This window comes from Mangrovivirga cuniculi, from assembly GCF_005166025.1.
Taxonomy (GTDB): Bacteria; Bacteroidota; Bacteroidia; order Cytophagales; family Cyclobacteriaceae; genus Mangrovivirga; species Mangrovivirga cuniculi.
Genome location: NZ_CP028923.1, coordinates 2,761,582 through 2,785,983, shown reverse-complemented (window position 1 = coordinate 2,785,983; position 24,402 = coordinate 2,761,582). Strand labels below are relative to the sequence as shown.

The 24,402-nt window shown below is 36.6% G+C and carries 27 protein-coding genes and 1 pseudogene; 22 read left to right on the top strand and 6 right to left on the bottom strand.

Annotated elements, in window-relative coordinates; translation table 11 throughout:
- From DCC35_RS12170 to DCC35_RS12115, 13 genes are all read left to right on the top strand, one after another.
- Positions 1–2,289: a xanthine dehydrogenase family protein molybdopterin-binding subunit gene (locus DCC35_RS12170; protein WP_137091061.1), complete on the top strand. Its 2,289-nt coding sequence runs from the start codon at positions 1–3 to the stop codon at positions 2,287–2,289.
- 12 nt (positions 2,290–2,301) lie between these two features.
- Entirely contained in the window at positions 2,302–2,643 is a 342-nt protein-coding gene (locus DCC35_RS12165; protein WP_137091060.1) for a winged helix-turn-helix domain-containing protein, read from the top strand.
- Positions 2,644–2,717: 74 nt separating this feature from the next.
- On the top strand, positions 2,718–3,872 hold the full coding sequence (locus tag DCC35_RS12160) for a cysteine desulfurase family protein (protein ID WP_137091059.1): 1,155 nt from the start codon (positions 2,718–2,720) through the stop codon (positions 3,870–3,872).
- Positions 3,869–5,020 carry an XdhC family protein gene (locus tag DCC35_RS12155; RefSeq protein ID WP_137091058.1) on the top strand — a complete coding sequence of 384 codons (1,152 nt, stop codon included), beginning with the start codon at positions 3,869–3,871 and terminating at the stop codon, positions 5,018–5,020. The genes DCC35_RS12160 and DCC35_RS12155 overlap by 4 nt, the downstream gene beginning before the upstream one ends.
- Entirely contained in the window at positions 5,017–5,484 is a 468-nt protein-coding gene (locus DCC35_RS12150) for a nucleotidyltransferase family protein (RefSeq protein ID WP_137091057.1), read from the top strand. The genes DCC35_RS12155 and DCC35_RS12150 overlap by 4 nt, the downstream gene beginning before the upstream one ends.
- On the top strand, positions 5,466–5,624 hold the full coding sequence (locus tag DCC35_RS20705) for a glycosyltransferase family protein (RefSeq protein WP_175402807.1): 159 nt from the start codon (positions 5,466–5,468) through the stop codon (positions 5,622–5,624). The genes DCC35_RS12150 and DCC35_RS20705 overlap by 19 nt, the downstream gene beginning before the upstream one ends.
- Positions 5,621–5,857, top strand: coding sequence for a MoaD/ThiS family protein (locus DCC35_RS12145; protein WP_137091056.1), 237 nt, complete (start codon positions 5,621–5,623; stop codon positions 5,855–5,857). The genes DCC35_RS20705 and DCC35_RS12145 overlap by 4 nt, the downstream gene beginning before the upstream one ends.
- Complete coding sequence (locus DCC35_RS12140) at positions 5,854–6,867, top strand: HesA/MoeB/ThiF family protein (RefSeq protein ID WP_217495826.1); 1,014 nt, start codon at positions 5,854–5,856, stop codon at positions 6,865–6,867. The genes DCC35_RS12145 and DCC35_RS12140 overlap by 4 nt, the downstream gene beginning before the upstream one ends.
- Positions 6,860–7,303 carry a molybdenum cofactor biosynthesis protein MoaE gene (locus DCC35_RS12135; protein ID WP_137091055.1) on the top strand — a complete coding sequence of 148 codons (444 nt, stop codon included), beginning with the start codon at positions 6,860–6,862 and terminating at the stop codon, positions 7,301–7,303. The genes DCC35_RS12140 and DCC35_RS12135 overlap by 8 nt, the downstream gene beginning before the upstream one ends.
- Entirely contained in the window at positions 7,300–8,196 is an 897-nt protein-coding gene (gene moaCB / locus DCC35_RS12130) for a bifunctional molybdenum cofactor biosynthesis protein MoaC/MoaB (RefSeq protein ID WP_137091054.1), read from the top strand. The genes DCC35_RS12135 and moaCB overlap by 4 nt, the downstream gene beginning before the upstream one ends.
- Positions 8,189–9,178 carry a GTP 3',8-cyclase MoaA gene (gene moaA / locus DCC35_RS12125; protein WP_137091053.1) on the top strand — a complete coding sequence of 330 codons (990 nt, stop codon included), beginning with the start codon at positions 8,189–8,191 and terminating at the stop codon, positions 9,176–9,178. The genes moaCB and moaA overlap by 8 nt, the downstream gene beginning before the upstream one ends.
- Positions 9,178–10,341 carry a molybdopterin molybdotransferase MoeA gene (locus DCC35_RS12120; protein ID WP_137091052.1) on the top strand — a complete coding sequence of 388 codons (1,164 nt, stop codon included), beginning with the start codon at positions 9,178–9,180 and terminating at the stop codon, positions 10,339–10,341. Before moaA ends, DCC35_RS12120 begins: the two co-directional genes overlap by 1 nt.
- 1 nt (position 10,342) lies before the next feature.
- On the top strand, positions 10,343–11,098 hold the full coding sequence (locus DCC35_RS12115) for a sulfite exporter TauE/SafE family protein (RefSeq protein WP_137091051.1): 756 nt from the start codon (positions 10,343–10,345) through the stop codon (positions 11,096–11,098).
- A gap of 63 nt (positions 11,099–11,161) precedes the next feature.
- Here DCC35_RS12115 and DCC35_RS12110 read toward each other — a convergent pair whose 3' ends face one another.
- From DCC35_RS12110 to DCC35_RS12095, 4 genes are all read right to left on the bottom strand, one after another.
- Positions 11,162–12,031: a PCMD domain-containing protein gene (locus DCC35_RS12110; protein ID WP_217495825.1), complete on the bottom strand. Its 870-nt coding sequence runs from the start codon at positions 12,029–12,031 to the stop codon at positions 11,162–11,164.
- Between the two features lie 207 nt (positions 12,032–12,238).
- Positions 12,239–13,039 (bottom strand): hypothetical protein, encoded by an 801-nt coding sequence (locus DCC35_RS12105; protein WP_137091050.1) that lies wholly within the window; start codon positions 13,037–13,039, stop codon positions 12,239–12,241.
- 375 nt (positions 13,040–13,414) lie between these two features.
- Positions 13,415–13,615: a hypothetical protein gene (locus DCC35_RS12100; RefSeq protein WP_137091049.1), complete on the bottom strand. Its 201-nt coding sequence runs from the start codon at positions 13,613–13,615 to the stop codon at positions 13,415–13,417.
- A 329-nt stretch (positions 13,616–13,944) separates the two neighbouring features.
- Positions 13,945–14,901 carry a hypothetical protein gene (locus tag DCC35_RS12095; protein ID WP_137091048.1) on the bottom strand — a complete coding sequence of 319 codons (957 nt, stop codon included), beginning with the start codon at positions 14,899–14,901 and terminating at the stop codon, positions 13,945–13,947.
- A 227-nt stretch (positions 14,902–15,128) separates the two neighbouring features.
- Between DCC35_RS12095 and DCC35_RS12090 the strand changes: the two genes are divergently transcribed.
- Positions 15,129–15,539 carry a hypothetical protein gene (locus tag DCC35_RS12090; RefSeq protein ID WP_137091047.1) on the top strand — a complete coding sequence of 137 codons (411 nt, stop codon included), beginning with the start codon at positions 15,129–15,131 and terminating at the stop codon, positions 15,537–15,539.
- A 14-nt stretch (positions 15,540–15,553) separates the two neighbouring features.
- Positions 15,554–15,709 (top strand): hypothetical protein, encoded by a 156-nt coding sequence (locus tag DCC35_RS12085; protein WP_175402806.1) that lies wholly within the window; start codon positions 15,554–15,556, stop codon positions 15,707–15,709.
- 11 nt (positions 15,710–15,720) lie between these two features.
- Here DCC35_RS12085 and DCC35_RS12080 read toward each other — a convergent pair whose 3' ends face one another.
- Positions 15,721–16,974, bottom strand: coding sequence for a DcaP family trimeric outer membrane transporter (locus DCC35_RS12080; protein ID WP_137091045.1), 1,254 nt, complete (start codon positions 16,972–16,974; stop codon positions 15,721–15,723).
- Positions 16,975–17,174: 200 nt separating this feature from the next.
- Between DCC35_RS12080 and DCC35_RS21535 the strand changes: the two genes are divergently transcribed.
- The 5 genes and pseudogenes from DCC35_RS21535 (at position 17,175) to DCC35_RS20700 (ending at position 20,402) form a co-directional block, all read left to right on the top strand.
- Complete coding sequence (locus tag DCC35_RS21535; protein WP_262710339.1) at positions 17,175–17,330, top strand: SDR family NAD(P)-dependent oxidoreductase; 156 nt, start codon at positions 17,175–17,177, stop codon at positions 17,328–17,330.
- Complete coding sequence (locus tag DCC35_RS12075; protein WP_317129023.1) at positions 17,327–17,989, top strand: SDR family oxidoreductase; 663 nt, start codon at positions 17,327–17,329, stop codon at positions 17,987–17,989. Before DCC35_RS21535 ends, DCC35_RS12075 begins: the two co-directional genes overlap by 4 nt.
- Before the next feature lies 1 nt (position 17,990).
- Positions 17,991–19,168 (top strand): annotated as a pseudogene (uxuA, locus tag DCC35_RS22085) (mannonate dehydratase).
- A gap of 67 nt (positions 19,169–19,235) precedes the next feature.
- The gene (locus tag DCC35_RS12065) at positions 19,236–20,168 is read left to right on the top strand and encodes an endonuclease/exonuclease/phosphatase family protein (protein ID WP_137091044.1); all 933 of its coding nucleotides are present in this window, start codon (positions 19,236–19,238) and stop codon (positions 20,166–20,168) included.
- Between the two features lie 63 nt (positions 20,169–20,231).
- On the top strand, positions 20,232–20,402 hold the full coding sequence (locus DCC35_RS20700; protein ID WP_175402805.1) for a hypothetical protein: 171 nt from the start codon (positions 20,232–20,234) through the stop codon (positions 20,400–20,402).
- 60 nt (positions 20,403–20,462) lie between these two features.
- On the opposite strand, the gene DCC35_RS12060 is transcribed toward DCC35_RS20700, so the two are convergent.
- The gene (locus tag DCC35_RS12060; protein WP_137091043.1) at positions 20,463–21,125 is read right to left on the bottom strand and encodes a peroxiredoxin; all 663 of its coding nucleotides are present in this window, start codon (positions 21,123–21,125) and stop codon (positions 20,463–20,465) included.
- 179 nt (positions 21,126–21,304) lie between these two features.
- Here DCC35_RS12060 and DCC35_RS12055 point away from each other — a divergent pair, with 179 nt between their 5' ends.
- Together DCC35_RS12055 and DCC35_RS12050 are read left to right on the top strand one after the other, a co-directional pair.
- The gene (locus DCC35_RS12055; RefSeq protein ID WP_137091042.1) at positions 21,305–22,210 is read left to right on the top strand and encodes a carbohydrate kinase family protein; all 906 of its coding nucleotides are present in this window, start codon (positions 21,305–21,307) and stop codon (positions 22,208–22,210) included.
- A gap of 292 nt (positions 22,211–22,502) precedes the next feature.
- Entirely contained in the window at positions 22,503–24,359 is a 1,857-nt protein-coding gene (locus DCC35_RS12050) for a DUF3604 domain-containing protein (RefSeq protein ID WP_137091041.1), read from the top strand.
- The last annotated feature ends 43 nt before the right edge of the window (positions 24,360–24,402 follow it).

Below are 24,402 nucleotides of genomic sequence, written 5' to 3'. Positions count from 1 at the left end.
ATGACTAAGTTAAAAACAGGAATAGGAAGAAGATCTTTTATAAAGAGTGTTTCCATGGCCGGTAGTGGACTGATAATCGGTTTTAACTGGCTTGCATGTAAGCGCGAAGTAGAAAATGCCGGTGTTGAGGAAGAAGAATACGTTGAATTAGAAATGCCCGAAGAATGGTTCGAGCTTAACGGATATTTAAAAGTCGGTGAAAATGGAGTTGTAACGATTTATTCACCAAACCCGGAAATAGGACAAAATGTAAAAACATCCATGCCTATGATTGTGGCAGAAGAGCTCGACGTTGACTGGAATAATGTGGTAGTTGAACAGGCACCTCTAAATACTGATATTTTCACAAGGCAACTTGCCGGTGGAAGTCAATCGATACGTCAGGGTTGGGAAGGATTAAGAATGGCAGGAGCGACAGCCAGGCAAATGCTTCTTATTGCTGCGGCAAAACAACTGGAAGTTTCAGAGTCTGAATTGACTGTTGATAAAGGCATCATAAAACATAAAGCCAGCGATCGAACTGTCAATTATGGAGATATTGCCAAAGCTGCATCTGAACTTGAAGTTCCCGAAGAAGTTGAGCTTAAGAAAAATGATAACTTTAAAATTATAGGTACATCCCGTAAGAATGTTGATGGCCGAAAGATTGTTACCGGACAGCCACTTTATGGCCTGGATGTAGACAGAGATGATATGTTAATCGCTATGATCGCTCAACCTGCGGCTTTTGGCATGCAATTTAAATCCATGAATGCCGATAAAGTTAAGAATATGCCAGGCATAGTCGATGTATTCACGATAGACACGTATCCGGAAGATATGGAGAAGGAGTGGAGTGATACTGCAGCCTTTTCAAAGCTGGCAGTAATAGTTGGAAACACTACCTGGGAGGTAATGCAGGCCAAAAAGGCATTAGAAGTAGAATATGATCTTAAACCTGACCTTGTTAAAAAGATTCAGATACTCGAGAAATCCGCTGGGATGAATGACGCTACGGGCATGGAAAGTACTGACAGGCACAAATCTTTAATGGCAGACATAGGAGCTAAAAAGGCTGAAGTTGTCAGACGTGATGGTGATCCGGAAAAAGCATTTAAGAATGCAGCTAAAGTAATTGAACGGTCTTATACTTGTCCTTTTCTGGCTCATAATTGTATGGAGCCGATGAACTTTTTCGCTAATGTAACTGATGAAAAAGTAGAGCTATTGGGACCAATTCAGACACCTGAATATGCTGAGAAAAGTATAAATAAACGTCTTGGATATAAACTTGAAGACATTGATATTCAGATGACCCGTATGGGTGGTGGATTTGGCAGAAGACTTTATGGTCACTTTCTGGTTGAAGCAGCCGTGATTTCAAAAAAAATGGGTAAGCCGATAAAGCTTGTATATTCTCGTGAAGATGATATGACTAATGGAGTTTATCGTCCTGCATATCATGTTACTTATCGTGCTGCATTAGATGAAAACAATAACCTTACCGGATTCCATGTAAATGCAGGAGGTATTCCTGAAAGTCCTTTATTTGCTAATCGTTTTCCTGCAGGAGCTGTCGATAATTACCTCGCTGAAAGCTGGGCACTTGATACAAATATTTCTGTCGGAGCCTTCAGAGCACCAAGATCTAATTTTATTGCCGGTGCTGAGCAGTCATTTCTCGACGAACTCGCTGAAGAAATGGGGCAGGATCCTATACAGATGCGATTAGATATGTTAAAACGAGCAGAAAATGATCCGGTCGGTGAAAAAAACGATTATGATCCGTCCAGATATGCCGTAGTTTTAGAGCTGGTAAGAGATAAGTCCAACTGGTCTGATCAAAGTGCAGGTAAAGCCAGAGGGGTATCAGCCTATTATTGCCATAACTCTTATGTGGCTCAAATTCTGGACATGAGTATGGATGATAATGAACCTGTAATAGATAAAGTAACCTGTGCTGTAGATTGTGGTATTGTTGTAAATCCTGACGCTGCTAAAAATATGGTAGAGGGCGGAACTGTTGATGGCATTGGCCATGCAATGTATAGCCAGATGACATTCAGCGAAGGAATTCCACAGCAGGAAAATTTTGATACCTACAGATTGATCCGTCATTCTGAGGCACCCAAATCTATCGATGTGTATTTTGTAGAAAATGGAATAGATCCGACTGGGTTGGGTGAGCCGCCATTCCCGCCAATAATGGGAGCACTCGCCAATGCTTTGTATAAAGCAACCGGTAAGCGGTTTTATAATCAGCCATTTATTAATGAGTTAAATTCCGGAACAAAAACAGTTAAAGGTTAAGAGTTTTCTGTAATGGAGAAGGTGATTAAATTCAAATGCTGGATAGAAGAAGATCGCGAACGGTTTTACGGTCCGGGTCCTAATGAACTACTAAAAGGTATTTTGAGCCTGGGTTCATTATCAAAAGCTGCCGGTCAAATGAATATGTCTTATAAAAAGGCCTGGGACATAATTCAGAGGCTGAATAATCACTGTGAACAGCCATTAGTGGTAATGAAAAAAGGTGGTCAGGATGGCGGAGGAGCCGAAGTGACTAACCATGGCTTAAAAGTAATAGAAGAATATGAAAGTCTTCAGAAAAAGATTAATGAATTAGTTGGTAAACATCATGAGCTAACCAAGATTCTTAGATAAATATAAAGGCTTAAGATTAGTCTTGAGCCTTTTATTATGATTACCGATATATACAAAGAAATATAACGCTCTAAATGTCAATAAACGAAAAAATATACCTGGATTATAATGCTACAACACCTGTTGATCAAAGGGTAGTAGATGAAATGATGCCCTTTTTTACCAATGTATTCGGTAATCCTAATAGCGATCATGCATATGGCTGGGAAGCAGATGAAGCTGTGGAACTAGCGCGAGAGGAAATAGCAGATCTATTGAATTGTAATCCAACTGAGATCATTTTTACTTCGGGTGCAACAGAAGCAGCAAACCTTGCGATTAATGGATTTTGTAAAAAGCATAAATCAGAAGGTAATCATATAATAACTTGTAAAACAGAGCATAAAGCGGTTTTAGATACAATTGCAAATCTAGAGAATGAGGGTTTTGATGTTACCTACCTTGAGGTGGATAACGAAGGAATGATCGATCTTGATGAGCTTGAAAAGTCTATCACCTCAGAAACAATATTCGTTTGCCTTATGATGGCAAATAATGAAACCGGCGTTATTTATCCCATGGAGAAAATCCGGGATATTGTTCATAGTAAAGGAGCTAAATTGATGAGTGATCTGACCCAGGCAATCGGAAAGATACCAATAGACCTTCAAGAATTGAATCCGGATATCGCTGTTTTTTCTTCACATAAGATCTATGGACCTAAGGGAGTTGGTGCGTTATTCATAAACAAGCAAAACAAGATAAATATTGAACCCCATTTATATGGTGGTGGCCAGGAATATGGATTGCGGCCCGGTACATTGAATGTTCCTGGAATTGTAGGTTTTAGTAAAGCGATAGATATTTCTTTATCGTGTCTTGATGAAGAGTATAATAGACTAATATCGCTAAGAAGCTACCTCGAAAAGTTATTATTGCAAATTGATGGTTCAAAGATAAATTCAGGATCATCCGAAAGACTTCCAAATACAATCAATATTTCCTTTAGCAATATAAGTGGTGTGGATTTATTGAGAAAACTTAATATGCTCGCCTTATCGAGAGGGTCGGCATGCAGTGCGAATACAATTAAGCCATCGCATGTTTTAAAAGCAATGGGTTTGAGTGATGAGCTTGCCCTCGCTTCAATTCGAATTAGCCTGGGCAGAAATACCACAATAGGAGAGATAGAATTAGCAGCTGCTGAGATATCCAAAGCAGTAAATCAGTTAAAAGCTACTGCAGTATGAGAGAGCTTGAGGACATACTAGCGCAATATGAAACACTAAAGTCAGATGAAACTGGATGCGTTTTGGCTACTGTAGTTCATGTTGAAGGTTCTTCTTATAGAAGAGCAGGGGCCAGAATGCTAGTGGATGCTTTTGGAAACATTACAGGTGCAATTAGCGGAGGATGCCTCGAAGGTGATGCATTAAGAAAAGCTTTGAATGCTTTAAATCAACAAAAGAATAAACTGGTGACTTACGATACCAATAACGAGGATGATGCTGTAATTGGCGCTCAATTAGGGTGTAATGGCATTATCCAGGTATTGTTTGAGCCACTTGATTATGAAGATGAAGAAAATCCGTGTGAGTTATTGAAAAAGGCTACCGAATTAAATGAGGTACTTGCAATAGTTGTCAGGTTTAACCTGAATAAAAAGGAGTTACAATCCGGCACTTCTATGTTGATCAATGAAGATCAGCAGGTTATTGGCTCAGTTCCGGAAGCCGTATTGAATGATTTAATTGAGGAAAAAGCACACGAAGTATTGCTTCAAAAGCATTCACAGTTCATGGAAACTTCAATAAATGGAAAAAAAGAACATCTTTTTATTCAGTATTTCCAACCCCCTGTAAAACTGATCTTAGTCGGAGCAGGTAATGATGCTCAGATATTAGCTCAACAGGCAGAACTGCTGGGATGGACGGTGATCGTAGCAGATGGCAGGCCAACGCATGCTACTGAACATAGATTTGCTAATTGCCAGGTGATTGTTGCAAGACCTGAAGAAACACTCGATAATATTGATGTGGATGAAAGAACTTGCATTGTATTAATGAGCCATAATTACAATTATGACCTTGCCGTATTTAAGTTATTGAAGGACTTACATCAAATACCATACATAGGTATTCTTGGCCCTTTTAAAAAATACAACCGAATGCTCGAGGAGATAAAAAATGAGGTTATTGAGCTTTCAACAAAGTTTCTCGATAAAATTCATGCTCCTGTAGGGCTTGAAATCGGGGCTGAAACACCTGCAGAGATCGGTCTTTCAATATTGGCAGAAATACAGTCTGTGCTTACCAATACCCTGGCAAAACCTTTAAAAGAAAAGGAAGGTCCCATTCACGATAAACGAATAGAGAAATTTAAAGAAGTAAAGATTTGATCAAAAACAATAAAATAGGGGTAGTGATATTGGCTGCAGGTTCATCCAGTAGACTTGGACATCCTAAACAATTGGTTCAGTTTCAGGGTAAAACTTTACTTCAACTAGCAATTGATAAATCAGAATCATTCGATTTTGACACTAAAATTGTTGTTCTGGGAGCCGAAGCTGACAATATTAAAAATGAGATCGATGAAAAGAACTTTACAATTCTGCTCAATGAAAATTGGAAGGAAGGAATTGCATCAAGTATCAGAAAAGGTGTGGTAGAATCAATAGAGAAAGAACCTGCTCTTTCTCATATTCTTTTTCTACTTTCAGACCAACCATTTATTTCAAAAAGCTTAATTAGTAAACTGGTGGAAGTACAATTAAATCAAAAAGGGAATGCTACTTATTCCAGTTATGAGAATGAACCAGGAGTTCCTGCAATTTTTCAAAAGAAGTGTTTTCTCAAGTTATAAATCTAAGAGGAGACCAGGGAGCGAAGAAATTAATCTACCAGGAGGACTTTAGTTATAATATAGTTGAATTTGAAAGAGGCAATATTGACATCGACACTACTGAAGATGTTGAATTATTAAAACAGTTGGAAAAGCAATGAAGATAAATGTTAAATATTTTGGGATGATCGCCGAGGCAGTCGGGAAAAGTGAAGAGCTTCTGGAAGTAAATGAAGCTATATCAGTAGCTGAATTTAAAGATCAGCAAATCAGGAAATACCAGATTGCAGATCCCGAGTCAGTTCAACTGGCTGTTAACCAGAATTTAGAATTAGAAAGTGAATTAAAAGAAGGGGATGAGGTAGCCTTTTTACCACCTTTCGCGGGAGGATGATGAGATATGACCGTCAAATAAAACTAAGTGAAGTAGGATCTTCAGGACAGGAGAAACTTAAAAACGCCAGCGTATTGATCGTTGGTGTTGGAGGTTTAGGGTGTCCTGCTGCTCAATACCTTGTTGGTGCTGGTATCGGAAAAATCGGGTTAATGGATCACGACAGAGTATCAATTACAAACTTACACAGGCAGGTTTTATTTGGTGAATTAGATGTAGGAAAATCAAAAGTCTTCGTAGCGAAAGAAAAATTACAGCAGTTAAACGCTGAGATAGAACTTATTGCCATTGATGAAGCATTAGGTCATGAGAATGCTCAAAAGATTTTTTTAGATTTTGATATTATTCTCGATGGTACAGACAACTTTGAAACCAAATACCTGATCAATGATGCGTGTGTTTTAACAGACAAGCCGTGGGTATATGCTTCTGTTTACAAGAATGAAGGTCAGATATCTGTCTTTAATTACGAGGATGGACCTTCATATCGGTGCCTTTTCCCCATAACAACAAAGCAAAATATAAGTTGCGAATCTACCGGTGTGTTAGGAGTGACACCTGGATTACTTGGAATACTCCAGGCTACAGAGATAATCAAAATGATTCTGGGTAGAGGATCAGTACTTTCAGGTAAACTAAAGTTAATCAATGTAATGCAGGGAACTGAGCAGATCTTGACTATTCAGAAAAGACCTGAAGAAATAGAGAAAGTAAAGTTACAGGGTATCATTCCTGAAAGATTAAACTGTGAGTTAAAAATAAAAACCAAGGTATATCTGGATGTACGCGAAGAGTTTGAACAACCCGAAGTACACTCAGAAAATGTAATTCATATCCCTCTTAGTAATTTGAGAGATCGATTTAATGAAATACCTGTTAAGGATGAAGTGTGGGTTTTCTGTCGATCAGGAGTCCGTAGTGCAAAAGCTATTGACTTACTAAAAAGGGATTTTGGATTACAAAACTTAAAGAATGTTGAAGGAGGATTAGAAACAATTATAAATGGATAAGAAAAAACCAAAGAAAGTATTTGTTGAAGGTGCTATACCACCCGAAAAAATTGCCCAGTCGGTGGCAAATCATCAATCTAAAACCAATATTGGTGCGCATAGCATTTTTCTCGGCCAGGTGCGTGCAGATGAGATTGATGGCAAAACGGTATACGCTATTGAGTATACCGCATACAAAGATATGGCGGAACAGGTTTTTCACGAAATAAGAGAATCTGCTTTTTTAAAATTTGACATCACCTGTGCTCATATCTACCACAGCCTGGGAAAAGTCAATAAAGGCGAATTGTGCTTGTTTGTATTCACTTCTTCCGCTCGTAGAAAAATCGCAATTAAAGCAACAAATTATTTTGTAGAAGAAATTAAGGCTAAAGTGCCCATTTTCGGCAAAGAGATTTTCGAAGATGAAACCCATCAATGGAAAGTAAATAAATGATCGATATAACCCATAAAATAACAACCCTTAGAGAAGCTACAGCCACCGCTATAGTGAAAACGAGTAGTGCTGAAACGATTCAAAGGATCAAAGAAAACAAAGTCCCGAAAGGAAATGTATTCGAGATGTCAAAAGCAGCAGGATTACTGGGCGTAAAGAAAACACCGGAGCTATTACCTGATTGCCATCCGATGCCTATTGAGTTTACCGGGATTGAGTATAAGATCAACGGATTGGATATAGTAATATCATTTACTGTAAAGACTATCTATAAAACCGGTGTAGAAGTAGAAGCGATGCATGGGGCAAGTATTGTGGCTTTAAACATGTATGACATGCTTAAACCAATCGACAAGAATATTGAAATCAGTACCATAAAACTTGAGCAGAAAAAAGGCGGTAAATCATCATTTAATCTCGATATCGATGAGTTGACGGCAAAAGTAGTTGTTTGCTCAGATACTATTTCTAAAGGTGAAGGAAAAGATAAAGCCGGAGAGATCATAATTACGAAGCTAGGTGAACTTGGAGTAAAGGCAGATAAATTGGTTATTCCTGATGATCCTGAAAAGATCAAAACAGCTGTTGAAGAAAATGATACGGATATGGTCATTTTTACGGGAGGAACAGGAGTTGGTCCCAGGGATGTTACACCAAATACTATCGAACCCTTGCTGGATTTCCACCTGAAAGGAGTGGAAGAGCACATGAGAAATTACGGTCAGCAGCGAATGCCTTATGCTATGCTTTCAAGATCGGTTGCAGGAATTAAAGATGGGAAAGTGATACTTTCATTGCCAGGTTCCAGTAAAGGAGCTGCAGAGTGTATGGATGCGATATTCCCACATATTTTACACGTTTTTAAAGTGATAGAAGGGAAAAGACATGATTAACAAGCCGAAAATAATAGATAATTTCGGAAGACCACATACATATCTCAGGATCTCCCTGACGGACAGGTGTAATCTTCGATGTTTCTATTGTATGCCGGAAGAGGGTGTTCAGCTAGCTGAGAAGGAGAGCATCATGAGCCTGGAGGAGATCATTAAGCTCACTACCATTTTTAAAAATCTTGGAGTAGATACAATTCGGTTAACCGGTGGTGAACCGTTAGTTAGAAAAAACTTCGGTTACCTTGTTGAAGAATTATCGAAACTGGGTATGACATTAAAAATCACTACCAATGGGATTCTTCTGGATAAATACCTGGATCTGTTCAAACGAATCGGATTGAAAAAGATCAATCTAAGCCTGGATACCCTTGATAAAGCCAGATCGGCCTTCATTACGAAGCGAGATTATTTTGACCGGATCATGCAAAACCTGGAAAAGGCCTTAGCAATGGATATGGAAGTCAAGCTGAATATTGTGTTGATAAAGAGTGTTAATGACAAGGAGATCAATGATTTTGTAGAAATGACCAGGCACAAAAATCTGACAGTTAAATTCATTGAATTCATGCCTTTTAAAGGTAATAAGTGGGATTGGAGTAATGGAGTAGGAAAACAGGAGATTCTCGATATGGTTTCAGAGAAATATGGTAAAATAGAAGAACTTGAAAATCCAAAGCACAGTACTTCAGTAAACTATAAAATTCCGGATCATAAAGGGAGTTTTGCGATTGTAAGTACGATAACAAATCCATTTTGCAGTGATTGTAACCGCTTAAGGCTAACTGCTGATGGTAAAATGAAGAATTGTCTTTTCGCAAATTCAGAAACCGATCTGCTAACACCAATGAGAAATGGAGTAGAATTAGATGATATAATATTAAACGCTATAAAGAAAAAGAAATATTCCCGTGATGGCATGGATGTGAAGATGGATGCGGATCATTTTGAAAAAAATCGATCAATGATTTCAATTGGAGGCTAATGGTAACCATAGAAGAAGCATTAAAGTTAATTAACGATCAAACCCCAGTTCTAAAAAAGGAAAAAAGGAATTTAGCTGAATCTACAGGATATTCCATTGCTGAAAATATCACTGCATCTTTTGATATTCCCTCCTTTGATAATTCCGCTATGGATGGCTATGCTCTTTGTGGTATTCAAAAAGAATATACTTTAGTCGGTGAAATTGCGGCTGGTGACAATCAGGAAATGAATTTAAATCCTGGTGAAGCAGTCCGAATATTTACAGGTGCACGAGTTCCGGAATGTGCCGATGCTGTAATGATGCAGGAAAAAACTAAGGTGGAAGGATCTAAATTGATTTTAGAAGAATTGCCTAAAGAAGGCCAAAGTATCCGGAGAAAAGGAGGAGAGCTAACCAAAGGCCAGATAGTATTTGAAAAGGGCTATACAATTACTCCAGCCGGGACAGGACTTATTGGAAGCCTGGGTGTTGAAAAGCTGGAAGTATATAAAAAACCGGTAATCAACCTAATTACTACTGGTAACGAGCTGGCTAAATTAGGAGATGAAAAAGAAGAAGGGCAGATATACGAATCAAATAGTTATGCATTAGCTTCTGCATGTGAACAATATGGATTTTCATGTCGGGAAAAGAAACATATTAAAGATGAATTTGATGCTGTAAAAAGGGGTATTAAAGAACTCCTGGAATCTTCTGATGTGCTGATTTTATGTGGTGGTATATCAGTTGGTGACTATGATTATGTAAAAGAAGGGTTGGAGGAAAATGGGGTAGAGGAACTCTTTTATAAAGTATTCCAAAAACCAGGTAAGCCACTTTATTTTGGTCGTAGAGGAGAAAAGTTTGTATTTGCTTTACCCGGTAACCCGGCATCTTCATTAAGCTGTTTTTATATTTATGTTCTTCCGTTTTTACGAAAATTGAGTGGTTCTAATACCATCGGATTGAGCCGATTTCCTTTTTCCATCAGTCATGACTTTTCCAATAAATCAGATCGGCCTTCATTTTTAAAAGCCAGGGTAGAATATGAATCAGTAGAAATATTAAATGCGCAAAGTTCTTCAATGATTCATTCAATGGCTTTGGGTAATGCATTAGCCTTTATCGATGCAAATACCACATTAAAAAAAGGTGATAAAATTGAATGCTATTTGATTTAAGATGTCTTTAGAATACCTGCCCTTTATATTCTTTTTCATTGCTTTATTTTATAGTTCTATAGGCTTTGGTGGTGGATCCAGTTACCTGGCTTTATTAAGCCTGGTTCTAACCGATTTTTACGAGATCCGATCTACTGCTTTAGTTTTAAATGTATGTGTCGTTTCGATCGGAACTATTATGTTCATCAGAAGCGGAATTCTAAAATTAAAGCTCGTCTGGCCATTTTTTGTGCTGAGTATCCCGATGGCCTACCTGGGAGCGACCGTAGAATTTGCTGAAACATTATTTTTTATCATTCTGGGAGGAGCATTATTACTAGCCGGTTTGTTTATGGTGTTGAAATTTGTAAGGACAGATCTGAATTCGACAGAGTTATCTAAGCCTAAGAAATTTATACTTGGAGGTGTAATTGGATTTATTTCTGGATTATCAGGTATAGGAGGTGGGATCTTTTTATCTCCAACACTCAATTTACTTAACTGGAAAAATGCCCGTGTCATTGCTTCACTGGCCTCAGTATTTATTTTAGTCAATTCTATAGCTGGCATTATTGGATTAAATGTAGCAGGAACATTTATAATAGATTATGAATTGTTGATTAACCTGGTTATTGCAGTAGTACTTGGAGGTATGCTGGGGTCTTATATATCGACTAAAAGATTAAATCTGAGAATTATAGGAATTCTAACAGCCATATTAATTTTCTTTGTCGGACTCAGACTTATTTTGATCCATGGATTTGATATCAATATCTAACTTAATGTCAAAACTGTTTCGTGAGGACATTAGCTATTATCATATAAGAAATCACAGAGAATCTCATTCCTCATATACCATTTCGATATCATCGATGATAAGTTCACTACCTATTGCTCCTGCAAAATTAGCTCCATCGAAACTACTGGAAGCAACAAAAGTAATATGAGTTGGTAGTATAAAACTTGCAGAATCTTCACTTACAAAACCATGATCTGTTGGTCTCATGTAATCCGGAAAACTCGCGTCTAATTCGCCATAAGTAAATTCAATCTCTTTCGTAATTAATTCCTCAACAACATCGCTGCTTCTAAACCATGCTGTTGCCAAACGTTCAGTTTTCCCTCCCAGTCGTACTTCTAATAGAGCATAGATATCAAGCATATCGGGGTACTCTAATACCTCACCGACTTTATTTTTATTAACATCTCCGGGTATATATTGGTATTTAAAACGCACTTTTACCGGCCTTCCAGTAAAAGGAGTGCCAAATTCGATTGCTGCCTCTGGATCTGAGATGTCAATTTCGTCGGGATTAAACCTCCCCGTAAAAATAGATCCGGCAGCTATTGGGGCTCCAAATGTGCCCGCTAAAGACCCATTATCCAAAGTAGTCATATTTGCAGCCAGGTTTTCATTACCCAGATCTTCTGGTATAGTGGCTAGTTTATTTAATATCTGTGTACCCTGGTTACCGGTCCCCCATATGGTATTAGAAGCACTTTCTCCTGGTTCATAATAATTAGAAGGGGTTTGGTACCATAGATTGAGATCTCCGTTATCGAGTTGGGGTGTAGCAGAAGCGACAAATGAAGTAATTGTCCATACATAAGTGCTCCCATCTTCTGCTGTGATCTGAATTTCCTGAGGTGAATTCAGATCAAGTACATCTCCAACTTGTTTATCAGAAGTCGCGAATGATGAAATTTCCAATGTTTCTATTGTAATCGTTGAAAGATCAACTCCACCGGGTATTTCAACTCGGACTGTTTATCTTGAGTATTAATACTGGCATTCTTTGCCTGATTGCTGACTACAATATTCTTTATGTTACCAATATTAGATAAACCAAAGTAATCTTCCTCTACACATGAAACCAAACACAGGCAAATGAACAAATAACTAAATATTCTCATATTCTTAATTTTTAATGTTTTTTGCACCGAAATAATAAGCCAATCCAAATCTTAGAGATAGAAGATTAATATTGAAATCAACGTTTTGTCTTAATTCCCTGGAAGAATCTTCATTGTTAGTCGTCTTTTCTTCAATCTTAAGCTCATATCCTAAAACATCCAACTGCACCTCAAAAGCAAACGCTTCCATGACGAAAAAAGTGATTCCTGGACTTAAACCCAGTCGAAAATTATAATCTGTACTGTAGATTTTATTTATTTCGTCTAAATTCATGGTCTCCCTGGTTAATGAGTTACTTCTACCGATTGTAAATCCAAGTTCTGTGAAAAAGCTCAATCGCTCATTATTGGTAAGCGGCACTGACGACCTGAAATTAGGAGTTATAGCAAATCCTCTGGTTATCCTGTTAGATCGGAGTGTATCCGGATCGCGAAATACATCACCATCAAATTTACTTTGGTAATAATTAACATTCAAACCAACCATACCATAATTACCCGTATAATAACCACTCTTTAGAACAATATTATAATCCAAACGTTCACCATCAATTACTCTTTGTAATAAAAAATCTGTGTTCGACAAATTCCTGTCTTCCAGAGAAAAAGATAATCCAATGTACACATTTCTTTTACCAAAAGGCTTAAAGTCTTTATTGTAATAACTAGATAGTAGTTCGTAAGGAGTATATTTCTCATCTTGATCCTTTTGCTGAGCTAAAACAGGATTTGTCACAATGGTTAGTAATAAAAGAATGGAAAATAGGCCTTTGGATTTGGAGTAGGGAATATTGTAAAGCATCATATTAGTCTAGAGTTGAGTTTATGAAACAAGATAAATACCCATATAGATAATTATTTAGGTGGTGTTTATTAGTAGATTATTAATTTTCAAACAGATTTAATAGAGCAAATTATTTACCTATTACCAATAATTCACTTATTGAAAATGAAATCGGAACGAATATAATTCTATTAATAATATAAGCATTTTAAGTTATAAATTTTACCACTGTTTGAATTTTGGATATGTTAAATGATTATTGTTTTAAGGTGAAAGATCCTGATATACAATGGCATTGAAAGAAGCGTTTCAAACGCTCAGTCAAAAATAAATTTTAATCAAAAAAAATGACCATGAATAATCATGGCCATTTATTGCTCTACATCTAAGTTTTCTCTATTGTGGTGGACCAACGGTAAATACTTTTAACATACCTTTAGAGGCGGGGTCCGGAACTTCTGCGATCCATGCATATGTGCCGGGTTTGAGGTTTACATAATAGTAGGATACTCCTGGCATCATTTCCATTGCTCCTCCTATAAATGTAGTTCCTTCAGGTGAATGAGAAGTTAGTCCTTCGGGTAGTACCCAATTCATATAATTTCCTAAATCATTTAGTAAGGCAGCATCGTAGCCATTATCAAATCGAACTAATTGTACATTATGTCCTACAAGGTTAGAGTAAGTAGTTTGATCTAAGAAATGAACAGCTACTGTGTGTTTTCCCGGGCGAATCTCTTCAGGATGCTGAATGCCTTCTGTTGATGAAATGGAAATATCTAAAGTAGATTTTTGTTCTTTGATTTTTCGTGCTGTAATTTTGTTTTGAAGCTTGAAATAGTCAGCATCTTAAACTTTAATTTCAATAGATAAGGATTCTTTCTTATAAATAGTTTCAAGGCTTAGCTCACCTTATCTAGATTTACTTAGTTCGCCGGCCAGGGCGGTGGAACTGGATATTCCTTACCAATGATTAATTCGGTAAGCTGATGTAAATTATCTCTTAACGCCGGATCGCTTATCAATCTATCCATTCCAAGGTCTTTCATAAAAGAATAATCAGGAACATCCAATGTTGGAGCGATGATCGTATTATCCGAATTTGTCGGGCAACTTAATCCATAAGGACAAATTGGTCGTGGTAATGGGATATCGGGAATATCTAAAAAGCTAACCGGTATTAATATTTTTTCCGGCCAGGTAAATTTTATACACTCGCAACATTGAGGTTCAGGGCAATCCTCCGGACAGGAACTCAATTTTGTTCTTCCGGCTAGTCTTTGACAGTTTTCATTACAATCTTCACTATCAATAGTTTCACAGGTAATTCGTTCAAGATTCACACTATAACTAATCCAATTTTGAACGATTGTCGTTCTGAAATCAATATTCATATTATTATCCCGATCCTGGTAGAGCTGCTCATCATTAAAAACAGGTTCAAACCCCTTACTCATATCATAGATCAATCGTTGCATGGCATTGGCTGCAGGATTGGCGGACCATCCACTGGCAGTATACAGTCCGGGTTTGAAATTACTTGCTATTATTTCATTGTTTTCAATATCATAATATGAATCTTTAATCTCTACCCATAAATTATCGTTTTCCTCATAACGAAAAAGCCTTATGGTTTTTGGTAAAAGCTGCTTTGCTATGTCCGAAGTGACAGGTAAGCGCATTTCAGCAGCAGGTGGATCCTGAATTCGATATATTTGCCCAATATTACCTAGTTCGAGAGGTCTTGAATTTATATCGAGTTCTGCCAATGGCATTTTTGTAAAATCTTTATCTCCACTGGATGTAGATCCTGAGGATTTACAACCCCAGATAACTATTGAGAATAAAATTATTGATAAAGAATAAAGTATATTTTTTTTCATGGCTGGGTGGTTTTGGTCTTTAATGATTCAGTATTTATTCAAGTATAAAATTAGATTTTCTGTCCTTATCATAATATAAGCTAATAAATTAATTCTTGCTTTTATAGTTTAGTGAATGAATAATGATATAGGTTACCACTCTAAGCATTTTATTAATGAATGATTTAATAATTCATATATGTGACTTGAGTCTCATTATTTTAGGCCTCTTTTTCTTAAATTTATATATGGCTGAAAACAAACATTTTATCAAGGTATTAAACAACTGGTTATCTACCGCTGACAGGAATTATATTCAAGGTAGATACCTGTGGATACGCGGTGGCACTGTTGGCGGGAGCAACCTATTATGGTTATCCCTGGAACAGTTAATGAAAATATTACTTCTTCAAAAAGAGTCTGAATTACTGAATTATGGCAATTCAAATTTTGATGAGGTTGATTATAAAACACATGAAGTAGCTAAGTCTTATGAAAAGGGAAAAATGCCAGATAGTCTCATAGATAAAGTCAGAGAAAATTATGAATTTGACTTTTCTCATCCTTATCACATGCTTCAGGATATGTGTGATTTTTACAGAAAAAATATTCAAGTGTTACTCCAACAACTCAAAGCTTATTGCTTCATCCTGAAATAGATAAGGTATATTTCATGATGCGAGACAAGGTAATGCCAAAAGTAGGAGTTTCCTTAATCGATATATTAGAAGTAGACAAAGAAGAAGGGAATAAGATCAATGAGATTAATGAATGCGTTTTTAAGGATAATGATCATTTCAGATCGAGATATGCAAAATCTAACAGTTAAAATCTGAAGGATCAAAAGTCATAATAAACTAAGACATTTAATCTGACAGCGTTTCCTGTTGTAAAGTCTCTATTTGTGCGTTGACCCCAGATAATTTCTCCGCCGATTCTTGCTCCATCTGATATATTCCAGAAAGTATTAGACCTAATAGTTTGCCCCCTGAAATACCAGTCTGGAGGATTAACGGCATACCTTTCAACTTGTAATACACCATATGTGAAACTCGTTTGCCATTTATCATTCCATGCATGCTCGTAGGTTGCGTTGAATCCATAATTTAAAGGTAGAACCAATTGATTACTATCGTTAACCAATACATCTAAAACATTATTATCTAAATCATTAAAATACCTTGATATTCCTCTACCTACCACTGTTTGAAAATACCATTTCCCTTCTTTCCATGAATTTACCACAATAGATCCTGCTGCACCAAAACCATATTTTATAAATACATTATCTTTAGGACCTCGTGCTGATAATACTGGTAAAATACCGGATAATTGGAACTGCCCCCACTTATATTCTCTTTTGATCCTTGCCGTAAAATCAGGTAATAATTGAAATACTTCTGCGTCGATGCTATCGGGTATATTTATGTTTGGAATTAAATACTCTAATCCAATATCCAGGCTGAAGCCTTTTCCAATATTTGGTATGCTGTATCTTATTTGTGGCGTACGTAAATTGATTGACGATGTTGGTCCGGCAAAATCTACTGTGGCTGGGACGGATGTCACATGAGAGAATAAACTCCATGTCTGCCCGAAAAGAACTCGTTTAAATTGACCATAGGCATGACGTATCCTAAACCCGTTAGGTCCGGCAAAATCAGTTTCCAGTCTCACAAAAATATTGCCCAGATTTGTGCTTTGTGTTACTTCAAATCCGAGTCTGGTCTGACTGATTTGATTTGAATAATTAAAAATCGGATCATTATCATCACCTGTTGGGATTTCATGAGTGTTAAAAGAATTTTCAGACTCTAAATTATTCTGATCCATTACCACATGATACCTAACGGACCCGAGTATCCTTAATTGTAATTTCTTATCATCGCTAATAATAAACAATCCCCGATCCTGTCCGATATCCAGAGGAGCATCTTCAATAATTCGGGTTGTATCTGTAATTATGCTATCTCCGGAACTAATCACTTTACCGGATATATTTCTACTTAAACTATCCGATTCATCCTGACTAAAACTATAGTGTGAAGACAGGAGAAAGAAAATTAAAAAACCTGGTATATATTTTATGTGCATATATCAGAGGTGAATGGAGTTACTTTATTTTAGTCCTTCATTTATTTGAACTGTATTTTAATTATGTACTATAATTTACTATATAGATTTTTTAAATTAAAGACAGTTGTGATTTGTGTCGATATAAATCCGTTTTTGAGTATGAATTATTCAAATCACTAAATTGTTTTTTGCAAAAATCCCCTTCAAATTAGAATCTTATGTACGAAGATAATATTAAAAATAAAATAGCTATAATAACAGGAGGTGGTGGTGTGCTTGGGAGTGCAATGGCCTCAGGTTTAGCCTCTCGTGGAGCAAAAATTGTTCTTTTAGGGAGAACTAGTACAAAGCTAGATAAAGCAAAAATGAAATAATAAAAAAAACATCAACTGAGGTTATTACTATTGCTGCAAATGTATTAGATAAAGCCTCCTTGACTGATGCCAGTGATGAAATTCTGGAAAAATGGGGAAAGGTAGACATCTTAATCAATGCAGCAGGAGGAAATGTATCAGGAGCAACTATAGGGCCTGATGATGATTTTTTTAAAATGAATATTGATGACTTTAGTAAAGTAACTGACTTGAATTTACAGGGATCGGTTTTGCCATCTTTAATATTTGGCCAGCAAATGGCAAAGCAAAATTCAGGGTGTATAATAAATATTTCATCAGTAGCTGCTCACAAACCGCTTACAAGGGTGGTAGGTTATGCTGCAGCAAAAGCTTCCATCGAAAATTTCACTAAATGGATGGCAGTTGAAATGGCCCAAAAATATTCTGCTGAAATTCGTGTAAATGCAATAGCACCTGGTTTCTTTATCGGGGAGCAAAATAGAAATTTACTTCTGAAAGATGATGGTTCACTCACAGAAAGAGGAGAGAAAATTATAGAACATATTCCAATTAGACGATTTGGAAGACCTGAAGAATTGATCAGCACAGTTTTATGGTTGTGTAGTGATTCGAGTAGCCTGGTAACCGGAATTACCGTACCTGTAGATGGCGGATTCACTGCATATTCGGGAATATAACATGAAAAGATTAGAACAAACATTCAGATGGTATGGTCCCTCAGATCCTGTTACCTTGAAAGATATTAAAATGACAGGAGCAACTGGTATAGTTACGGCATTACATCAAATTCCAATAGGAGAGATATGGCCAGTTGAAGCAATAAAAGAAAGAAAAAGGGTAATAGAAAAGGCTGGGCTAACCTGGTCCGTAGTAGAAAGCATTCCTGTTCATGAAGATATTAAGCGAAGATCAGGAGAATTTGATCGGTATATCTATAATTATAATTTAACGATAGAAAATCTTGGTAAATGTGGGATAAATATCGTCACCTATAATTTCATGCCTGTAGTTGACTGGACTCGTACCCATCTCAATTTTGTAATGCCTGATGGATCTACGGCATTGAAATTTGATAAGATTGCTTTCGCTGCTTTTGAACTTTTTATTTTAAGGAGAAAAGGCGCATTTGAAGATTATAATGAAAATTAATCAAGAAGGCAGAAGCCTATTTTAAACAGTTAAGTAATTCAGGAATTAAAACTCTCACAAAAAATATTATAGCAGGATTACCTGGTGGAATGACTGCAGGTGTGAATTCAATTAATGATTTCAAAAAGATTCTCAAAACTTATGAAGGTTTATCAAATGTGGATATTCATAATAATTTAATTCAGTTTCTGAAAGAAATTATCCCTGTAGCTGAAAAGAATAACATAAAAATGGCTCTTCATCCCGATGATCCACCATATCAGATTCTGGGGCTACCCAGGGTGGTATGCTCCGAAAAGGATATTACGGGTATTTTAAATGCTATAAATAGCCCAAGTAATGGAGTATGTTTTTGTACCGGTTCTTTTGGTGTCATGATGCATAACGACCTGCCAGGGATGGTTAGAAAACTAGGAAATAAGATCAACTTTATTCACTTGAGAAGCACAAAACGTGATTTAGAAGGCTCATTTTATGAGTCTGATCACCTTGGAGGCGATGTGGATATGTTTAATGTGATGAAAGAACTTGTTATAGAACAACAAAAACGATCACATCCCATCCCGATGCGACCTGATCACGGGCATCAGATGTTAGATGACCTTACCAAAAAAACAAATCCCGGATATTCAGCAATAGGAAGATTAAGAGGTCTGGCAGAATTGAGAGGACTGGAATCTGGTATTATCGGTATGATGAAAAATTAATACCTAAGACTTATAATTATAGAAAAATCATTCTTTAATTGGTTGATTTTCATTAAATTATAAGTACATGAAGGCCTTAGGATTAATATTGACTGTATTTATACTTGCCACCAATTACCTGTTTTCACAGGTTCGAATAGCAACGTTCAATTGCGAATTCCTGGTAGAAAAGACGATTCATGTAAAATACAGTCTACCATTCAGATTAAGTGACACTAGTCAGGATATTCGTGACCAGTGGACTGATCAGTTCAGAAGCAAGAAATTTAATGAGGCGACAATTGAGGTGGCAAAATATATTCACACCTTAGATGCTGATATTATTGGATTACAGGAGGTAGGCCAGGAGGAAGAAGTGAGTTTACTTATCGATAAGCTCGATAGCCTGGGGACTAATTACTCCCACTCAGTAGTTTGTTTTTCCAGAGATAATATTACCGGACAAAGAGCTGCAATACTTTCTAAATTCCCAATCATTGAAAGCAAAGATCAATTAGATGGCAGATCTTATTATTTTACAGAGCCAGACAGAGATCAAACTGATGATACCGGTGTGAGTAAAGGATTAAAAGCAACAATCGATATTGATGGTGATACAATAGATTTTTATGTGCTTCATCTGAAATCAGAAAGGGGTGGGGCGGAATCTGATTACCAGCGATTAGGGCAAGCCTCAATTGTACGAAGATATGTACTTGAATCACTGGCTGAAAATAAAAATGTTATCGTAATGGGGGATTTGAATAGTGAAAAACGACACCCGGTAATATTGAGGATAAGGGGATTCGATGATATTTATGAAGAATTGATCCAATCAGGAGATGATGAATATTTTGAAGATAAGACAACTCGAAATACTTATACATACCTTGGAACGCAAGAGCAGCTCGATCATATTTTACTATCACACAGCCTGAGGAAATTCGATACGATGATCATACCAACGAGAGATGATTTTATTTCCGACCATAATGCGGTTGTTGTTGATATTGACCTATAATTAATTCTATTTTTTATATGTCAAGCCAAATATCGTTAAAGTATTTATTTAAATGTGTTGCTTATGACTAAGAAAAACAAAATTAACCTGATCAGTATTTTGCTATTAATAATTGCCGTAATAATGATCTATTTAGGTGTTAAAAACGATATAGCCCCACCTGCTTTGACCGGGGTTGGGTTTATTCTCATTATTTGGGCAATTCAGGAGTTTGAAATCAGTAAAAAAAGCTGAAACAAGGAAAATAAAAAAGTGACGCCGGTTAAGCGCCACTTATCATTAAGCTAAAAAAGACTAGACCAATTCTTTTTTAGCGAGGTAGAAGTCCGTTTTCTCAACTGAATCATCTGCCAGTCTTTCATCCATTTCTTCGAGAGTTTTTGGTGGTGGTATAATCACTTTATCACCTTTTTGCCAATCGAGAGGTAAGGCTACTTTATGTTTATCTGAAATCTGTAATGCTTCTAACACCCTTAGTATTTCATTCATATTTCTACCAACATTAAGAGGGTAGTACATGATTAATCTTACCTTTCTTTCAGGATCAATGAAGAATACTGCCCTTACGGCGGCTGTTTCATGCTCGTTAGGCTGCAGCATACCATAAAGTTTAGATACTTTCATATCCAGATCGGCTATAATAGGGAAGTCAAAATATACTCCTGTATTTTCCCTTACATTATTGACCCATGCAAGGTGAGAATGAATGCTGTCAATACTTAATCCGATTAACCGGGTATTTAATTTATCAAATTCAGCTTTTCTTTGAGCAAATCCACTCATTTCCGTTGTACATACTGGGGTGAAATCAGCTGGATGCGAAAATAAAACAACCCAATTATCTTTAGCATATTCAGAAAACTTAATAATTCCTTTCGTCGTCATAGCCTCAAAATCCGGAGCAAGGTCACCAATTCTGGGCATTTGCGTTACTTTGTTTAATTCTGTATTTTCCATGGCTAATGATATTATTTGATATCAATTTAGCTATTTGAGTTATTCTATATTGTGACTTTAGGTACAGTCAGAGAGATATTCAAATCAGAAAACAATATGAGAAAAATTGATCCTTAAACATCTTACTAAATTTTGTTTTGGCAGGAATTCGTTTATTTTTTGTTAAAATAAAAACTGAAATGAACGAGGAAAAGACAGGAATTAATGTTGTTGCATTTGGAGAAATACTTTGGGATGTCTTTAATGAAGATAAAAAAATAGGCGGGGGCCCTTTAAATGTAGCCCTTACAATGAATGACCTTGGTGCCAGTGTCAGCTTGATTAGCGCTGTAGGAGAGGATAAAAACGGGGATTTATTATTAAATGAAATTGCAAAGAAAATTGATACTTCATCAATTTTTAAGCATTCAACACTTCCCACAAGTACGGTTGATGTCATCCTGGATGACAATAAAACTGCGACATATAAAATAAATCAACCTGTTGCCTGGGATGAAATCCAGTATTCCGAAGATTTAAGAAATGTGGTAGATAGCAGCGACATTTTTATTTATGGTTCTCTGGCTTCAAGAAATGAAATAAGCAGGGAAACCCTTATAAAACTGCTGGATAATAATGCTCTAAATGTATTGGATATTAATCTTCGCGCACCTTATTATACCAATGAAAATCTATTAGGTCTTATCAATAAAGCAGATTTCGTGAAATTCAATGATCAGGAGATAGAAGAGATCATTAAGTTAGTTTATGGTCAGCCTTTTGAAGGGATTGAAGATGCCATGAAATGCATATCACAATATTCCGGGATTGATAAGATCTGTGTAACAAAGGGAGATAGAGGGGCTGTATTTTATTCTGATAGGGAGTTCTATTATAATTCCGGTTATGATATTGAGGTAGTTGATACAGTAGGAGCAGGTGATTCTTTCTTAGGTTCATTAGTTTTTAAAATTTACGAAGGAGAATCCCCACAAAATGCACTTGATTTTGCCAGTGCCATGGGTGCTTATGTTTGTTCTAAACCTGGTGCAAATCCTGCATACAAAGAAGAAGATATTGAATTGATTATGGGTGCTGTAAAATGATTTTAGTAATAATTTTATTGCAGTAAGGTTAACCAAAACTTGCAGTAAATTATTTAGGAATTCATGCCGGAGATTAAATGCTTAATATATTCTATACCGTTAGTATTATAGGTGTTTAGCATTTCTTATTATAGCTTTTATAAAAAGAAAATTTATAGCCGTTGTAAATAGCTTCACTTATATATGAAAATCATTAATTTTCATATATAAGTATTTATAAAAAAATCATATTAAATCAGTGATTAATATTATTTTTTTTAAATTATATAAGCAAAACGCCTCTTAATTAATTATGAAAAAAATAATATACCTATTGTACACAATCTTTATCTTGGTATTGGTGAGTTGTGGTAATATTAATGAGGATTCTGATGATCAGAATGCCGAAATGACTACAGACACTGAAACTTCAAGAGAAGTTGAAGAAAATCCATTAAAGGAAGCCTATTTTGGAGAAACACATTTGCATACCGGTGTTTCGATGGATGCTTTCATAGCTGGAACCCGACTCACCCCGGACGAAGCATATCGATTTGCCAAAGGCGAAGAAGTCATGGTAAATGGAAGTATGCACAGCATCAAAAGACCTTTGGATTGGTGTGCGGTGACAGACCACTCAGAATTCATGGGTGAATCGATGTCTTTGCTAACTTCCGGAGCCCCGGGGTATGATCATCCGGTTGCCAAAGAATTCAGAGAAACGACAGACTATCAAAAGGCTTTAGGCCTCTATAAAAAATATGTTCTGGATGCATTAGCAGGGGGAGGAAGTCCTCATCCACCGTTTTTCCAAGGTGAAGAATCAATTAAATCAGCCTGGCAACGAAATATCGAGGCAACAGAAAAGCATTACGATCCTGGAACTTTCACTACCATTCACGCCTATGAGTGGTCTGCTGCACCAGATGAAGCGAATCTTCATAGAAATGTATTCTTTAGAGATACAAATCTTCCGGAAATACCCTTTTCTTCTAATGAAAGTCCCGATCCAATCAAACTCTGGGAGTGGTTACAGGAGCAGCGTGATAAAGGAATGAGAGTATTTTGTGTACCGCATAACTCAAATGAAGGAAAGCAAATGGAATTTGCTGAACAAACACTAAGCGGAGATCCGATTACTAGAGAATATGTTGAATTAAGAAATAGTATGGAACCATTGATTGAAATGATGCAGATCAAAGGTAATTCAGAGGTATTTCCAAAGTTCTGGCCAAATGATGAGTTTGCAGATTTTGAAAATGCGGTTTCTATACAAAAATTCAATGATCGAATCTTTACCAAGCAAGATTTTGTAAGGTATGGTCTGACCAGAGGATTAAAATATCAGGAGGAATTTGGGACTAACCCATTTAAATATGGTTTCGTTGGTGGTACTGATAGTCATAATGGTAGCCCCAGCAATGTAGCTGAAGATAATTATATGGTAGGTAGCCATGGGGTAGTAGATAAGACCGCTGAAGACAGGGCTACCAGGGATATGGATGGTGAGCTAACTGTAGCTGACATGAGTACGGGAGCTATAACAGGTGTGTGGGCAACATCCAATACCCGTGAGGCTATCTGGGATGCTATGTATGCCAAAGAGACTTTTGCCACCAGTGGACCAAGAATGAAAGTCAGGGCTTTTGCCGGTCAGGACTATGAGGATAGCTACGAATCAAATAATGCTCTAGTTGAAGCAGGATATGCAAATGGAGTTCCGATGGGAGGAAATTATAATGGAGAATCTGCACCTCAAATTTTGGTTTGGGCAATAAAAGACCCAATCGGACCAGGACTTGATAGAATTCAGATCATAAAGGGATGGGTTGAAAATGGTGAAATGAAAGATAAAGTATACAATGTTGTAGCTTCTGGAGACAGAATGAATTCTGATGGATCCGTAACTCCGATAGATGCTCCTGTAGATCTTGAAACCGGTGAGTATAATAAAGAAAAAGGAAGTGCGGAGTTAATGGGTGTATGGACTGATCCTGATTTTGACCCGAATGAATATGCATATTATTACATAAGAGTTTTACAATTGCCTACTGCCAGGTGGAATTTATATGATGAAATCCGTGAAGGAGTAGATTTCCCCGATCGTATTCCAAAACAGATTGTTGAAAGGGCATGGGGTTCACCTATATGGTATGAGCCTTCTAATTAATATTTAGTTTGATATAGCAGAGGCATTCTGATTAAAGTTTTAG